Below are 16,053 nucleotides of genomic sequence, written 5' to 3' on the forward strand. Positions count from 1 at the left end.
GTCAGTTTTTTGAAAGATTAAATTACTATACAAAGGGGTTCAATAGTTGTTTTTTAATTCATAAGACAGGGGAATTCAAGCAAAAAAAAAAGCTACGTTAATCCGTAGCTTCTTCCATTGTATGATAAACGTTTTGTACATCGTCATCTTCCTCAATCTTTTCCAGGAGTTTTTCAACATCTTCCATTTGTTCAGGAGTAAGTTTTTTGGTAACCTGAGGAATTCTTTCAAATCCAGAAGATAAAATTTCTATGCCTTTTTCTTCAAGTGCCGCTTGTATTGCACCAAAGGATTCAAATGGCGCATAAATTAGAATATCATCTTCATCTACAAAAACTTCTTCTGCACCGTAATCAATTAACTCTAATTCTAATTCTTCAGGATCTATGCCTTCAGCAGCAATTCTAAAATTACAGGAATGATCGAACATAAAAACCACTGAACCTGATGTACCTAGACTTCCATCACATTTATTGAAATAACTTCTAATATTGGCAACGGTTCTTGTGTTGTTATCAGTAGCAGTCTCTACAAGTATGGCAATACCATGTGGAGCGTATCCTTCGAACAAAACTTCCTTATAATCACCCTGATTTTTGTCTGATGCTCTTTTTATTGCACGTTCAATATTATCTTTAGGCATATTAACGGCCTTGGCATTTTGAATAACGGCTCTTAATCTAGCATTGCCATCAGGGTCTGGTCCCCCTTCCTTAACTGCCATAACTATATCTTTGCCAATTCTTGTAAAGGCCTTGCTCATAGCGGCCCAACGCTTCATTTTTCGCGCTTTTCTGAATTCAAAAGCTCTTCCCATATAAACTTTATATCCTCTGATTAAAAATCAGACAAAATTAAAAAATTAAGTAATTTTTTATAGCAAAATTATTCCTGTACTTCTACTATACTTTCAATCGCCTCAGCCAATTGAAAATCTTTTTCTGTAACACCACCTGCGTCATGAGTACTTAAGGAAATTGTAAGTACATTGTAGACGTTAGACCAATCTGGATGGTGGTTTAGGGCTTCACATTCAAAAGCAATCCTACTCATTGCACTGAAACAGTCCTTAAAGTTGTCGAACTCAAATTCTGAATGTATTGCATTATCGAAATATTCCCAATCCGGAAATCTCAATAATTTCTTTTCAATTGTCTCTTTATCTAAAGCTTCCATACTATTGTTTTTATAAAATTAAAAAGTAAAAAAGGGTTAGAGCAATTTATTCTAGCTTATTGCAGAAGTGCATCTAAAACTTCATTACTTGTAACCTGAAGATGTTTTGGTAGTTTATTGAATTTTGGTAAAACTGCTAAATATCTGTCCTCATTGGTTGTAAATACCATTTTGTAGACAGGAGGTTTATTAGTAAGACGTTCAGCAATTTCCTTAATAAAATCATCATGATGAACTAAATCTAAACTACCCAAATGAAAAATTCCATATTTATTTCTGTTTATGATATAGTGGATTTGCTGTGTCACCTTGGCATCCGTGGTAACATTCATTATTATGTTTGGAAAGACCTCCAAAGGTGCATTTTCCTCCAAAAGTTCTTTAATTTCTTTGATCCTTGGAGACTGCGGTCCCATAACCATTGGTAATCTTGCGATAACCACTTGTTTCTTTGGTAATCGCAAAAGCATATTTTCTATTTTAATTTTGAAATGCCCATAAATACTTTCGCTCAGTGTTTTATCGAATTCGTAACTCGGATATTTACTATAACCATCGAATGCATTGGCTGAAGACAAAAATATTATCTTGGTTTCTTTGTTGACTTTTAAATAATCATTTATGTGCTCATGAGCCAAAGTTTGATAATGAAAATCCCCTCTTAAAGAGGAGATTATTATTGTAGGTTTGGTTACCTCTAAAATTTCAACAACATCATCTTCCTCAAGATTATAATGAAAAAATTGATGGTTGTTTTCGTAAAAATTATTTGGAGTATGATAGGTGCCAAAAGTTCTAAAATAAGGATATAACTCTTTATAGAGCGCATTACCAATAAAGCCACTTGCTCCTAGAATTAAAATCTTATGTTTGGTTAAGTAATTTGGCATTTAGGGAAATTGGATTAACCTTTATAGAAAGGCAATTTTACAACCGTTGCAGGAATTACATTTTTTCTAATTTGAATACCTATTGAAGACCCCACAGGTGCAAATTCAGTTGGAACATATCCTAATCCGATGCCTATCCCGAGTGAAGGAGACATCGTTCCCGAAGTAACAAGACCAATATTATTCCCTTTGCTGTCAACAATATCATAACCATTTCGTGGAATCCCCCTTTCATTTAGCTCAAATGCAATTAGTTTTCGTTTTGGACCTTGAATTTTCTCTGCTTCCAATGCCTTACTATTTGTAAACTCTTTATTGAATTTACATACCCAACCTAAACCAGCTTCTATTGGGGAAGTAGTATCATTAATATCATTTCCATAAAGGCAATATCCCATTTCTAAGCGTAAAGTATCTCTCGCGGCAAGACCAATGGGCTTAATCCCAAATTCCTTTCCAGCTTCCATAACTTTATTCCAGACTTGCTCAACCTCACTATTTTTACAATAGATTTCAAAACCACCACTACCAGTATAACCTGTGGCGGAGATAATTACATGCTCAATACCGGCAAAATCACCTACGATAAAATTGTAAAATGGTATTGCACTAAGGTCATGGCTGCTTAATATTTGCATAGCCTCTACTGCCTTCGGGCCTTGAATCGCCAAAAGAGAATAATTATCTGAAATATCTTTCATCTCCGCTCCAAATATATTTTTGGAGGAAATCCAATTCCAATCTTTCTCTATGTTACTTGCATTAACTACAAGCAAATATGTTTCTTCTTTTACCCTATAAATTATTAAGTCATCCACAATACCACCATCTTCATTCGGCAAACAACTATATTGTGCCTTACCTATGGTTAATTTGGATGCATCGTTGCTGGAAACTGCCTGAATTAAATCTAAAGCATTTGGACCTTCAATTAAAAATTCACCCATATGGGAAACATCGAATACCCCTACGCCATTTCTAACTGTCTCATGTTCTATATTTACCCCTTCATATTGAACTGGCATATTATACCCTGCAAAAGGGACCATTTTCGCTCCCAAAGATTTGTGAACTTCTGATAATTGAATGTCTTTCATGATTCCAAATTTAGTGGAGCAAACCTACAAAAAAGTGAAGATTTATCGATTAAGTAATTTAGGGTTATTTAAAAACAATTGTTAACCGCATTAGGACCTTCTCAATTAATAAAATAAGGTTATCTTCGAACAATTCTCAAAATTAAATTATGAAAGTAACGTTTAATATCATTTTGTTTCTCGCTTTTTTGGTGAATATGCCATTGGAATTACATTCACAGGATGGAAAACCCCAAGATTATCTTTCATCAGATTTTCATAAAGGCAGGAGGGAAGCTCTCCGTGCCCAAATGCCAAAAAATAGTGTTGCTATATTTTTTGCAAATGCAGTAAGAAATCGAGCAAACGACGTGGATTATGTGTATCATCAAGATCCAAATTTTTATTATTTAACCGGATACAAAGAACCAAATGCAGTGTTGGTAATTTTTTCTGATGATCAAAAAAAATCGGATGGCACAAGTTATAATGAAATTCTCTACGTACAAGAAAAAAATCCGATGGCTGAAATGTGGACCGGTTACCGTTTAGGAACTGAAGGGGCAAAGAATGAATTAGGTTTTAAGGAGGCTTTAACAGGTAAAGATTTTCTTCAAAATGGTATAATATTCGAAGAATTTGACACCGTTATGTTCAAGGACTTTCAAAATGATTACAGAGATTCAGGGAGAGATCCCGCTGACCTATATGACCTTGTGAAATCTTTCAAAAATCAAATTAATTATGATGAATCTGTAGCTCAAGGAGTTACAAAAACGACTACTAAATTAGAAACAGACAAGGAACAAAAAATGCCTAAGGTTTCAGTTAATGTTGACCTTCAGTCCTTAGGAAAATATATGGCAAGCTTGCGGGAAATTAAAACACCTGAAGAAATGAAACTTCTTACCAAGGCAGTAAGGATTTCTGCTATGGGACAGAGAGAAATTATGAAAGCAATGCACCCAGGTATGTCTGAAACCGAAATTCAAGGTGTTCACGAATATATTTATAAAAAATATGGCAGTGAGTATGAAGGTTATCCTTCCATTGTTGGGGCAGGAGCAAATGGTTGTGTTTTACATTACGTTGAAAATTCTAAAACCAAGGTTGGCGGTGATTTGGTATTGATGGATTTAGGGGCGGAATACCATGGTTATACTGCCGATGTAACCAGAACTATACCTGCAAGTGGAACCTTCACCAATGAGCAAAAATTAATTTATGATTTGGTTTATGAGGCTCAGGAAGCTGGTATAAAGGAGGCTGTTGTGGGGAATGACTTTAGGGCTCCGAATGATGCTGCCAAGAAAATAATTAATGAAGGCTTGGTTAAACTTGGGATTATCGATTCTATTGATCAACGACATTTATATTTCCCTCATGGAACATCACATCATATAGGTTTAGATGTACATGATGCTGGTCTTTATGGACCGTTTCAATCCAATATGGTAATTACGGTTGAACCAGGCATATATATCCCTGAAGGTAGCCCATGTGATAAAAAGTGGTGGGGTATAGCTGTTAGGATTGAAGATGATATATTGATAACAGATGAAGGCCCAATTAATTTATCTGCAGAGGCACCAAGAAAATCAGGAGAAATTGAAGAGCTAATGAAGGAAACTAGCCCTTTTGGAACTTTTGAAGTACCAAAATTAGATTGATTATTTCAATAAAAATGATTTTAATTCATCATAGGTAGCAATAGAAGTTGCTACCTTTTTTTTATCAATAACTTCCAATATTTGTGGGGGCAAAACAACATTGGTATTTATAACGCCTTCTACTGTATCTAAGAATTTAGTAGGATGAGCAGTTTCTAAGAATACTACGTGGTCTTTTGGATTTGATTTAAGATAATTTTTGGCGCCTAAATACCCCACAGCACCATGCGGATCTGCAATATATCCATAGGTGTAATATAGTTCGGAAAGAGCCTCTTTTGTTTCGTCGTCGGTAAAACTGTAAGAGGTTAAATTGGATCTGAGTTGATCAAAATCATTATTAAAAAGCTCTTGGATTCTAACAAAGTTACTAGGATCACCAACATCCATGGCATTAGATATTGTTTGGTGAGAGGGCAGGGGTTCATAAACCCCTGTTTTAAAGTACCTAGGCACTACATCATTTATATTATTCGAAGCGATAAAATGTTTTGCGGGCATACCAAGTTTTTGAGCTACGAATCCGGCACAAATATTACCATAATTACCGCTAGGAACTGAAAAGACTAAGTTTTTTACTTTACCTTTTAAATGTTTATAGGTGAACAAATAATAAAACATTTGGGGCAACCAACGAGCAACGTTAATGGAATTGGCAGATGTCAATTGCTTATTAGAAGTGATTTCTTCATCTAAAAAAGCAGATTTAACCATGGCTTGACAATCATCAAAAACACCGTCAACCTCAAGAGCAGTGATATTTTGTCCAAGTGTGGTTAATTGTTTTTCTTGAATATCACTTACTTTACCAGACGGATAAAGTATCACAACTTGCACACCTTCCACACCCAAAAAACCATGTGCAACAGCTCCACCAGTATCTCCCGATGTGGCTACTAAAACAGTAACTTCCCGGTTACTGTCTTTATTAAAATAACCTAGACATCTTGCCATAAACCTACCGCCGACATCCTTGAAAGCCATAGTTGGTCCATGAAATAACTCTAAGGTCGATATTTGATCATTGATTGGTACTACGGGAAAATCGAAACTCAATGTTTCTTCTACAATTTTTCTTAAATCTTTTTCTGGTATTTCAGGCTCTATAAACTGGCATATAGCCTGATAAGCAATTTCTACATTCGATATATTGTCAATATTTTCAAAAAAGGCTCGTGGTAAAGGAGATATTTTTTCAGGAAAATACAATCCTTTATCTGGTGCGATACCTCTTATTACAGCATTTTTAAATGTAGAAATTGGTGAATTATGATTTAGGCTAAAATAGTTCATATGAAGTAGCTCTTTAAAGGAGACTAATTGTCTAAAATTTTTATTCCATGTGTATTGATCGGGGAAATATAAACGTCGTAACCAATACCCGCATCTTTATATACAGCCTTGAAAGCTTCAGCAACGGTTGTTGCAGTATCCTCACCTCGACTAAGGGCAAATACTGAAGGTCCTGATCCTGAAATTCCACAACCTAATCCTCCTACATCTAAACAGGCCCTTTTTAAATCATTAAAATAGGGTATCAAGGGTGATCTATAAGGTTCAATTATAACATCAGTTAATGACTTTTTAATTAAATCATAATTACTGGTATGCAACGCATGTACAAGGCTTCCTAATTCTGCCCATTGCTTAATTGCATTTTTTAAGGGAACTTCTTTTGGTAGTAATCCGCGGGACTCGGATGTTTTAATTTCTATTTGAGGATGGATTATTGTGGCAAATAACTCCTTTGGGGTAGGTAATTCTAAAATTGTTAGAGGATCGATTGATTTTACAAGAGTAAATCCTCCAAATATTCCAGGCGCTAAATTATCGGCATGTTCAGCACCACTTGCAAACGCCTCACCTTTCATAGCAAATTTCGTTATTTCATTTTTATTGAAAGGGTTACCAAGCATATGATTTATTGCAAACGCAGTTCCTGAGGCACTAGCAGCACTACTTCCAATACCACTACCAGGTTTTATTTTTTTATCGATTATAATGCGATAGCCATGATCTAACCGCAAATGGTCTAACATAGCGTTTGCAGTAATACCAGCTACATTCATTGAATTGTCCGTACTTAGTCCATATTCATCAATATGTTCAATTTTAATGCCCGGTTCAGAAGTTTTTTCAAAAATCATGATATCCCCAATACCATCCAAGCAAAATCCAAGTACATCAAAGCCGCAACTTACATTTGCAACGGTGGCAGGACTAAATATTTTAAGATTGGTTATCATGATTTCTATTTATGTCCTACCCTTATTATATCAGCGAACAATCCTGATGCAGTAACTTCAGCACCAGCACCAGCTCCTTTAATAATTAATGGTTGCTCCGGATACCTTTCGGTATAAAACATTACAATATTGTCTTTTCCTTCGAGGTTATAAAATGGGTGACCTTGAGGAATACTCTTAAGTCCTACCTTTGCTTCACCATTGACATATTCTGCCACATATTTTAAGCGTTCACCCTTAGATGAAGCTGAATTAAATAGTTGTTTATAGTGAGCCTCTGATTGGTCAACAGATTTTAAAAATTCTTCTACAGTACCAGCTTTTAAATCGTTATCAGACAAAAATGATTCATTTACAATGTCGTTAAGTTCCATTTCTGCACCACTTTCCCTAGCTAAAATTAAAATCTTTCTAGCGACATCCACACCACTTAGATCTATTCTTGGATCAGGTTCTGTATAACCTTCAGCCATTGCTCTTTTAATCACGGAAACGAATTTATCTTCACCAGTATAATTGTTGAAGATAAAATTTAAACTCCCTGAAAGAACGGCATAAATAGAGGTAACCTTATCTCCTGAGGTAATTAAATGATTCAAAGTGTCTATAATTGGTAGGCCTGCCCCCACGTTTGTTTCAAACAAAAATGGAGCGTTGTATTTTTTTGATAGTATCTTAAGTTCAGAATAGGATTCTAACACATCTGAACATGCAATTTTATTGCAGGCCACCACCGCAATACTCTCCTTTAAATAGTCTGGGTATTTTTTAGCCACATCTGTATTTGCAGTTATATCAACAAAAACACTATTTCTCAAGTTTAGAGCTTTAACAGCAACGAAAAAACCATCGATACTTGCCTTTTCCCCAGAATTTAATAATTCCTTCCAGTTGTTTAAATCAATGCCGTCATCATTGAGGTACATTGTTCTACTATTGGAAAGACCAGTTATCCTAATGTTTAATTTTTGGTTTTCTTTTAAATATTTTTTTTGCTTTTTAATTTGTTCCACAAGCCGTTCCCCAACATTTCCAACACCAGTAATGAACAAGTTGACTTGTTTTATATTCGATTCAAAAAAGCGTTCATGTAAAGCATTCAGTGCCTTTTTTACATCTTTTTGGGCGATTACAGCCGAAATATTTTTCTCAGAAGCTCCTTGAGCTATTGCACGAATGTTAATATTGTTCATACCCATTGTGCTGAACATTCGGCCACTAATACCCTGATGATTTTTCATATTGTCACCAATGAGCGCCACAATAGATAAATCAGTTTCAATTATAATGGGGTCTATACGGTTAAGTGAAATCTCATTCTGGAATTCAGAATCAATAGCGGTTTTGGCCTTTTCTGCATCCGCTTCATTAATACCAAAACAAATACTATGTTCTGATGAAGCTTGGGTAATTAAAATGATGTTTACTTTTTCATTTGCCAAAGTTTCAAACAGACGCTTAGAAAATCCTGGTATCCCGACCATTCCACTTCCTTGGAGCGTTAAAAGAGCAATATTATTGATGTTGCTTATTCCTTTAACCGGATCTTTAGTATAAATTGATTTACCTGGGCCAATAAAAGTACCGTCAGCTTCTGGCTCCATGGTATTTTTAATCCTTATTGGAATTTGAAGGTTCATAACTGGTTGAACCGTAGGAGGATAAAGTACTTTAGCTCCAAAATGCGAAAGCTCCATAGCCTCTTGGTAGGAGAGGCTATTTATCGGAAATGCCTGCTTTACCATCTTAGGATTTGTAGTAAACATTCCACTGACATCTGTCCATATTTCCAATTCAGGTACTTTTAGTGCCGCTGCAATAATTGCCGCCGTAAAGTCTGAGCCGCCCCGACCTAACGTAGTAAACTCACCAGATTTCGATTTTGCCACAAAACCAGGCATAATTGTAATATCAACATTCGAAGAATCGAAATAAGTCTTAATGTTGGCATATGTTTGGTCATAAATAACCGTAGCATTAGTAAAGTCGCTATTGGTAACTATTAAATCTTGTGAATTTTTTCTTTTACAATTTAATCCTCGAGATTTAATTGCTTCTGCAATAATGAAAGATGATAGTAACTCCCCAAAACTCACCAATTTGTCGGAAGTTTTTGGTGAAAGTTCATTTATAAGATAAATACCGTCTAATAAGCTTTTTAGTTCATCTAATTTATTTATTAAGTCCTCCTTAACTAATTGGTTATTAGTTGGAATAAGACCTTCTAAAATCGACAGGTGTTGTTCCTTAATGGTATCGAAAAGGAGAGCATAACCCTGATATTTGTTTTTGGCCATGTTGCCAACTTTGAGCAAATTATCAGTCACACCTCCTACTGCAGATACAACACAAATAACTGAGTCCGTTTTAGAGTAATTAGATAAAATGTTAATTACTCGGTTGATGTTTTCAACAGAACCTACAGATGTACCTCCAAATTTCAATACTTTCATAAGAGTTTTTATCTTAAAAAATAACATTTAAAAGCTTGAAACCCGTTGTTTTTCAAGCTAAACAAAGACCTCAAAAGTATTATATTTACAGTAATTATAAAATTGTCACTTTTTTTTTACGTTATTTTCAAAGAGCAAAGTTTTTCCACTAATTTCTGATAGTTTTGGGGGGTCTTAAATGCTAAATCAATAAAATAGCTAAGTCTATCTATGAAAATATTTTCCAAAGAACAGATTTATGAAGGAGATAAATTAACTGCCGAACGCCAAAACATCAGTTCGACCGATCTAATGGAAAGGGCGGGGAAGCAGATTTTTCAGTGGCTTGATATTCGGATGCAAGGTGCACAGGTACCAATCCATATATTTTGTGGAATAGGCAACAATGGTGGCGATGGTCTGGTATTAGGAAGACATCTTATAACGCATGGCTATAATGTAATTGTTTATATCGTTAATTATAGTGATAAGCGTTCTAAAGATTTTCTTATTAATTATGAACGCATAAAATCCGTATCCAAATCCTGGCCAATTGTAATTGAAAAGGAAGACCAATTTCCTCAAATTGGAAATGATGATATTATTGTTGATGCTGTTTTTGGAATAGGTTTGAACCGACCAGCTACTAATTGGGTCCAACATTTATTTCAACATTTCAGGTCATCGGGTGCCTTTACACTTTCGGTAGATATTCCGTCAGGAATGTATACAGATAAAGTACCGGATAGGCCAGGAGGTGTAGTATGGGCAAATCACACCCTCAGTTTTCAATCTCCAAAACTTGTTTTTTTCTTACCAGATACCCAACAATACACGCGTAATTGGGAGGTCTTGGATATTGGAATTGATCAAAAGTTCTTAATAGAATCTCAGCCTGAAGCTGAATTGATAGGTAAAGTTGAAGTACTTTCCTTTTATAAACCTAGGGATAAATTTTCTTTTAAAAATAATTTTGGGCATTGCATTATTATTGGCGGTAGTTATGGTAAGATTGGAGCCGTTTTATTAAGTAGTAGAGCTGTAATGGCATCAGGTGCTGGTTTGGTAAGTGCCTATGTTCCAAAATGTGGCTATATTCCGATACAATCCTCCTTTCCTGAAGCTATGGTTGTAACCGATTCGTCTGATACAGAAATTACATCTATAAAATTACCTTTCAAACCAGATGCTATAGGAATTGGGCCTGGGCTAGGTACCTCAGGAAAAACAATAGCCAGCCTTAAATCTTTTTTAAGTGAAGCAAAGATTCCATTGGTTATAGATGCTGATATGATTAACATTTTAGCTGAAAATGAAGATTTATTAAAGTTGGTGCCAGAAAATTCAATTTTCACACCACATCCCGGGGAATTAAAACGATTAATCGGTGAATGGAAAGACGATTTTGAGAAAATAGAAAAATCCAAAGCTTTTTCAAGAAAAACGAATGCGATTATCCTTATCAAAGGAGCCCATACAATGATTGTTAAAGGAGAAAGTCTATTTATTAATTCAACTGGAAATCAAGGTATGGCAACTGCAGGGGCGGGGGATGTTTTAACTGGAATTATTACAGGTTTGATAGGACAAAAATATGACCCTTTACAAGCCGCATTATTTGGTGTTTATTTACATGGTAAGGCTGCAGATATAGTGGTTGAAAAAACTGGCTACCAAAGCTTAATTGCTAGCGATATTATTAGAGGGATACCAAAAGCCTATCTAGATTTATTTCAGTCACCACAACAATCTGAAGGAGCTGATGGTTCTGAAGATAGGTCTCAAAAAGGTTCAGACGAGGAGGAATAAAAAAAGGTCGCTTTTTGCGACCTTTTATTTTTTGATTTACCATTGACTAGATTCCTAGACCATCAAACATTTCAACCAATTTTGGATTTGAAGGGCGAGGTGCATCTGCACTTACAATATTTCCTTGTGGGTCTACCAAAATAAATCTAGGAATACCTTCTATGGCATATTCTTTTACGAATTTAGAATTCCAATCATTGTCGGCAAACAACTGAGTACCACCTAAATTTTCCGATTTTACCATTTCCACCCATTTACTATGGTCTGAAGCTTTATCTATTGAAGTGCTTACAAACTCAATGTTCTTTCCATGATATTTCTTCTCGACTTCTTTGAGTGAAGGGATTTCTTTTTTACAAGGTCCACACCAAGTTGCCCAAACATCGATATACACGTACTTACCTTTAAGATCAGCCAAGGACATTGTACCGCCCTTATGATTTTCATAATCAACAAATTGAGGCGAAGGATTACCTTTGGTTAGACCTTTAAATTTATTGTAGTTATTTTCTAGCTTAGTTTTAAGTTCCTCATTAGTAACTAAACTTTGGAAATAGTCATGAACTTCTTTCATATTGGGATTTCCTGGAGACATAACAACAGCACCAATATAACCGATAGCATCATTTCTTAAAGCTGGAATTTGAACAGAATCTAATGTTCTCAACTGCTCAACGCTTGCGGTTTGGTAGTTATCTCCTAAGGTTTCAAAAATCTCATTCATAACTGAAGAATAAGCCATTTGTTTGTAGGCTTGAGAATTCTGATAACTATCAGCATCATTAAATTCCATGTTCTTAACCTCTGCAGGTATAAAGTTTTCAGATACTTTGAAATCATTGTTTTTTGAGAAATAACGGTGATTTCTTTCGTAGTTCTGTAAATAAGAATATTTGTCGAAAACTAAATTTTTTGATTCCGTTTGAAGGAAATGTTCGTCTAAATCCTCAATGGCATTTAATCTTCCTTTATGTAAATTTTCAATTTCATTTAATTTAGAAGCATAGGCATTTTCATCCATCGAGTAAAATTCTTGTGAATTTTTATAAATGATAGAATCTGTAAGAACCATTTTCTCCGCCAAATAATTATTCTCTTTTGAACCATTACCTTCATACTTTAAGGATGCGTCAAAGTTTTGAGTGTCTAGGGAAAATTTTAAATCTTGACCATTTTTTAAATAGATGTTTGTCATCTCACGGCCATGAACAAGAGTATAAATACCAGGAGAATTAATTGATAGTGTATCGGTAAAACTACCATCTGTATTAAGGGTGATTTCTTCTTTTAAATCCCCTCCAGAAATTGTAACCTTATCATTGACCGGATTGCTGATTTGTCCATTTAAAACAGCATATTCAGGAGTTTTTGCCTCTTCCTTGCAAGACATGAATAATACAAGCAATGCAAGTGAAACGAAATATTTCATAAGTTAAAAATTTAATTAGTGCGCAAAATTAATGTAACCGTTGCGTTAAATCCAAAGCTTTAGCAATAATTTACAATTATAGCCTTCTTTTAACTTAGTTTTTTTCGCCATGCATTGGAATTATTTGCAATGCCCAATCTGTAGCTTCTTGGACAGTATTGAAAAATTTATATGGCTTATTTGTGAAATTTGAAACCAAATCATTGTCACCTTCAGAGATTGCCTCAGTTCCAACGACGGCAAACCCTTTTAAATTTTTAATTGCATGAGTTTCAAAATAAACCAAGGGTTCTACCGAATAGTTAAAGGATCTTTTTGAAATGTAAACAAATGGTTGATTTCGGTAATAAGTATCTACTATATTTTTAAGCAGGTCTATATGAGTCGTAGAAATATTGATACCCTCATCTATTTCCACAATTAGATAAATATCATATATATGTACGGTGCAAAAATTAAACCTTAGAATATCCGTCATACCTAAAATTAAAAAACTTTAAGGTATAATCAAAAAACAACCCCCTCGTTATGAGGGGGTTAATTTTATTTAAGACTCTGTTTGTGTTTTCGGTTTTTCAATCTTCACCTCGAGTTCATCAGCTTCTTTATTCAGATCCATTTTAATAGTATCTCCCTCTTGAAGTTTAGAACTTATGATCTCTTCAGCAAGTACATCCTCAATATACTTCTGTATAGCCCTTTTTAATGGACGAGCGCCATATTGTTGGTCAAAACCTTTATCTGCAATATAATCTTTAGCCGGCTTAGAAAGTTTTAATTCGTATCCAAGATTCTTTATACGATCGATTAATTTGCTTAATTCAATATCAATAATCTTATTTATATCTTCTTTGTCAAGAGTATTAAAGACCATTACATCATCAATTCTATTTAAGAACTCTGGAGCAAATGCTTTTTTCAACGCATTTTCTATAATACTTCTAGAATTATCTGTTGCTTGGGCAGCTCTTGCCGAAGTTCCGAAACCTACCCCTTGGCCAAAATCTTTCAATTTTCTGGCTCCAATATTAGAAGTCATTATGATAATGGTATTTCTAAAGTCTATTTTTCGTCCAAGACTGTCTGTCAAATAACCGTCATCTAATACTTGTAATAACATGTTAAATACATCTGGATGGGCTTTTTCAATCTCATCCAATAAAATAACCGCGTAGGGTTTTCTCCTAACTTTTTCAGTTAATTGTCCGCCCTCTTCATAGCCAACATATCCTGGAGGTGCGCCAATCAATCTAGACACAGCGAATTTTTCCATGTACTCACTCATGTCTATTCTAACCAAAGCATCTTCGCTATCAAACAATTCCCTAGCCAAAACTTTAGCTAACTGCGTTTTACCAACACCAGTTTGACCTAAGAAGATAAAGGAACCAATCGGTTTATTAGGATCTTTTAGTCCAGCTCTATTTCTTTGAATTGCCTTAACCACTTTGGCCACGGCTTCATCCTGACCAATTACCTTACCTTTTATTAGATCTGGTAATTTCGCTAGTTTGTTGCTTTCTGTTTGTGCTATTTTATTCACAGGAATACCTGTCATCATAGAAACAACGTCAGCAACATTATCTTCAGTAACTACCTCTCTATGAAGTTTGGTTTCCTCTTCCCACTTTTCTTGAGCTATAGCCAAATCTTTTTCAAGACGTTTTTCATCATCACGAAGCTTAGCCGCTTCTTCATATTTTTGCTTTTTGACTACAGAATTTTTTGTTTCTCTAACTTCTTCTAGTTTTTTCTCTAATTCTAATATCTGTTTTGGGACATCGATATTTGTTATATGAACACGCGAGCCAGCTTCATCAAGAGCATCAATTGCTTTATCTGGTAAGAAGCGTTCAGTCATATACCTATTCGTAAGTTTTACACAGGCTTGAACCGCTTCATCCGTATATTCAACATTATGATGTTCTTCATAGCGCTCCTTAATATTGTTAAGGATTTCGATAGTTTCTTCAACGGTTGTTGGTTCAACTATAACCTTTTGGAAACGTCTCTCCAGAGCACCATCTTTTTCAATATATTGCCTATATTCATCAAGCGTTGTTGCTCCTATACATTGAATTTCACCTCTTGCCAATGCAGGTTTGAACATGTTGGAAGCATCCAAACTTCCTGTGGCCCCACCAGCTCCCACAATTGTATGAATCTCATCGATAAATAGAATTATATCATCATTTTTTTCCAATTCGTTCATCACCGCCTTCATGCGTTCTTCAAACTGTCCACGATATTTGGTGCCTGCAACTAGACTAGCAAGATCTAAAGTCACTACTCTTTTATTGAATAAAATTCGAGAAACTTTTCTCTTTACAATGCGCAATGCAAGACCCTCTGCAATAGCCGATTTACCAACACCAGGTTCACCGATAAGCAATGGATTATTCTTTTTACGTCTGCTCAGTATTTGTGAAACACGTTGAATCTCCTTTTCTCTACCAACCACAGGATCCAGTTTGCCTTCTTCAGCCAATTCGGTTAAATCTCGTCCAAAATTGTCTAACACTGGAGTTTTAGATTTTTTATTTCCTTTTGCAGCAGATGAACCAAAGGGATTTTGTTTAGCATCATCTTCTTCATTCACTTCATCATCAGAAAAAGATTCAGCTTTTGGAGAATCTAGATAATCATCATCTTTTGTGATCATCGATTTAAATTGATCCTTAACGCTATCGTAGTCAACTTTCATTTTATTCAATAATTTGGTAGTTGGGTCATTTTCATTACGCAATATACATAACAGTAAATGCGCTGTATTTATAGAAGAACTTTGAAATAGTTTAGCTTCTAAAAAGGTTGTTTTTAATGCTCGCTCGGCCTGTCTTGTTAAATGAAGGTTTTTCTTTTCATTAGACATGACAGATATATTCGGGTTAGCGGGGCTCAAAATCTCTACCTTTCTTCTCAAATGGTTTAGGTCTATATCGAGAGCATTTAAAATATTAATGGCTTTGCCACTTCCATCCCTCAATAAACCTAACATCAAATGTTCAGTACCGATAAAGTCATGGCCCAAGCGCAAAGCCTCTTCCTTGCTATAAGCAATTACATCCTTAACTCTTGGGGAAAAATTATCGTCCATAGTATTATCCTTTCGTCATTAAAAATAAGAAATTATATGCAATTAAATCAAAAACCATACCCATTCTCAACTATGCTATTACAAGAAATAAAATATGTCTTTACCGTGAAATTTTTAGGCGGATAGTTATTAACTAATTACAACGTGGTATTTGTTAATAAAAAGTACTGATTTGAGCCCCTATTTACTTATTAAAAGTACCAAAAGCCGTATATTAGCGGGATTTGA

General features: G+C 35.0%; 12 protein-coding genes. 2 read left to right on the plus strand and 10 right to left on the minus strand.

The window, feature by feature from the left end; genetic code table 11:
• Positions 1–97: 97 nt before the first annotated feature.
• The 4 genes from ISU00_RS14455 to gcvT all read right to left on the minus strand — a co-directional run bounded on the left by ISU00_RS14455 (position 98) and on the right by gcvT (position 3,163).
• The gene (locus ISU00_RS14455; RefSeq protein ID WP_228851381.1) at positions 98–817 is read right to left on the minus strand and encodes a YebC/PmpR family DNA-binding transcriptional regulator; all 720 of its coding nucleotides are present in this window, start codon (positions 815–817) and stop codon (positions 98–100) included.
• Positions 818–885: 68 nt separating this feature from the next.
• On the minus strand, positions 886–1,176 hold the full coding sequence (locus ISU00_RS14460; protein WP_228851382.1) for a 4a-hydroxytetrahydrobiopterin dehydratase: 291 nt from the start codon (positions 1,174–1,176) through the stop codon (positions 886–888).
• 56 nt (positions 1,177–1,232) lie between these two features.
• Positions 1,233–2,066, minus strand: a complete 834-nt coding sequence (locus ISU00_RS14465) for a sugar nucleotide-binding protein (protein WP_228851383.1) — start codon at positions 2,064–2,066, stop codon at positions 1,233–1,235.
• Positions 2,067–2,080: 14 nt separating this feature from the next.
• Entirely contained in the window at positions 2,081–3,163 is a 1,083-nt protein-coding gene (gcvT, locus tag ISU00_RS14470) for a glycine cleavage system aminomethyltransferase GcvT (RefSeq protein ID WP_228851384.1), read from the minus strand.
• Positions 3,164–3,312: 149 nt separating this feature from the next.
• Here gcvT and ISU00_RS14475 point away from each other — a divergent pair, with 149 nt between their 5' ends.
• Positions 3,313–4,812 (plus strand): aminopeptidase P N-terminal domain-containing protein, encoded by a 1,500-nt coding sequence (locus ISU00_RS14475; RefSeq protein WP_228851385.1) that lies wholly within the window; start codon positions 3,313–3,315, stop codon positions 4,810–4,812.
• Here ISU00_RS14475 and thrC read toward each other — a convergent pair whose 3' ends face one another.
• From thrC to thrA, 3 genes are read right to left on the minus strand one after another with little or no spacing between them, the layout of a single operon-like run.
• Positions 4,813–6,105 carry a threonine synthase gene (gene thrC / locus ISU00_RS14480; RefSeq protein WP_228851386.1) on the minus strand — a complete coding sequence of 431 codons (1,293 nt, stop codon included), beginning with the start codon at positions 6,103–6,105 and terminating at the stop codon, positions 4,813–4,815. It lies immediately after the preceding gene.
• A gap of 23 nt (positions 6,106–6,128) precedes the next feature.
• Positions 6,129–7,058: a homoserine kinase gene (locus ISU00_RS14485; RefSeq protein WP_228851387.1), complete on the minus strand. Its 930-nt coding sequence runs from the start codon at positions 7,056–7,058 to the stop codon at positions 6,129–6,131.
• A 5-nt stretch (positions 7,059–7,063) separates the two neighbouring features.
• The gene (thrA, locus tag ISU00_RS14490; RefSeq protein ID WP_228851388.1) at positions 7,064–9,511 is read right to left on the minus strand and encodes a bifunctional aspartate kinase/homoserine dehydrogenase I; all 2,448 of its coding nucleotides are present in this window, start codon (positions 9,509–9,511) and stop codon (positions 7,064–7,066) included.
• A 210-nt stretch (positions 9,512–9,721) separates the two neighbouring features.
• Here thrA and ISU00_RS14495 point away from each other — a divergent pair, with 210 nt between their 5' ends.
• The gene (locus ISU00_RS14495) at positions 9,722–11,299 is read left to right on the plus strand and encodes an NAD(P)H-hydrate dehydratase (protein ID WP_228851389.1); all 1,578 of its coding nucleotides are present in this window, start codon (positions 9,722–9,724) and stop codon (positions 11,297–11,299) included.
• A gap of 46 nt (positions 11,300–11,345) precedes the next feature.
• On the opposite strand, the gene ISU00_RS14500 is transcribed toward ISU00_RS14495, so the two are convergent.
• The 3 genes from ISU00_RS14500 to ISU00_RS14510 all read right to left on the minus strand — a co-directional run bounded on the left by ISU00_RS14500 (position 11,346) and on the right by ISU00_RS14510 (position 15,825).
• Entirely contained in the window at positions 11,346–12,728 is a 1,383-nt protein-coding gene (locus ISU00_RS14500) for a TlpA family protein disulfide reductase (protein ID WP_228851390.1), read from the minus strand.
• A gap of 94 nt (positions 12,729–12,822) precedes the next feature.
• The gene (locus ISU00_RS14505) at positions 12,823–13,206 is read right to left on the minus strand and encodes a hypothetical protein (RefSeq protein ID WP_228851391.1); all 384 of its coding nucleotides are present in this window, start codon (positions 13,204–13,206) and stop codon (positions 12,823–12,825) included.
• A gap of 69 nt (positions 13,207–13,275) precedes the next feature.
• Positions 13,276–15,825 carry an ATP-dependent Clp protease ATP-binding subunit gene (locus ISU00_RS14510; RefSeq protein WP_228851392.1) on the minus strand — a complete coding sequence of 850 codons (2,550 nt, stop codon included), beginning with the start codon at positions 15,823–15,825 and terminating at the stop codon, positions 13,276–13,278.
• Positions 15,826–16,053: the final 228 nt, after the last annotated feature.

This window comes from Aegicerativicinus sediminis (assembly GCF_015476115.1).
Classification (GTDB): Bacteria; Bacteroidota; Bacteroidia; order Flavobacteriales; family Flavobacteriaceae; genus Aegicerativicinus; species Aegicerativicinus sediminis.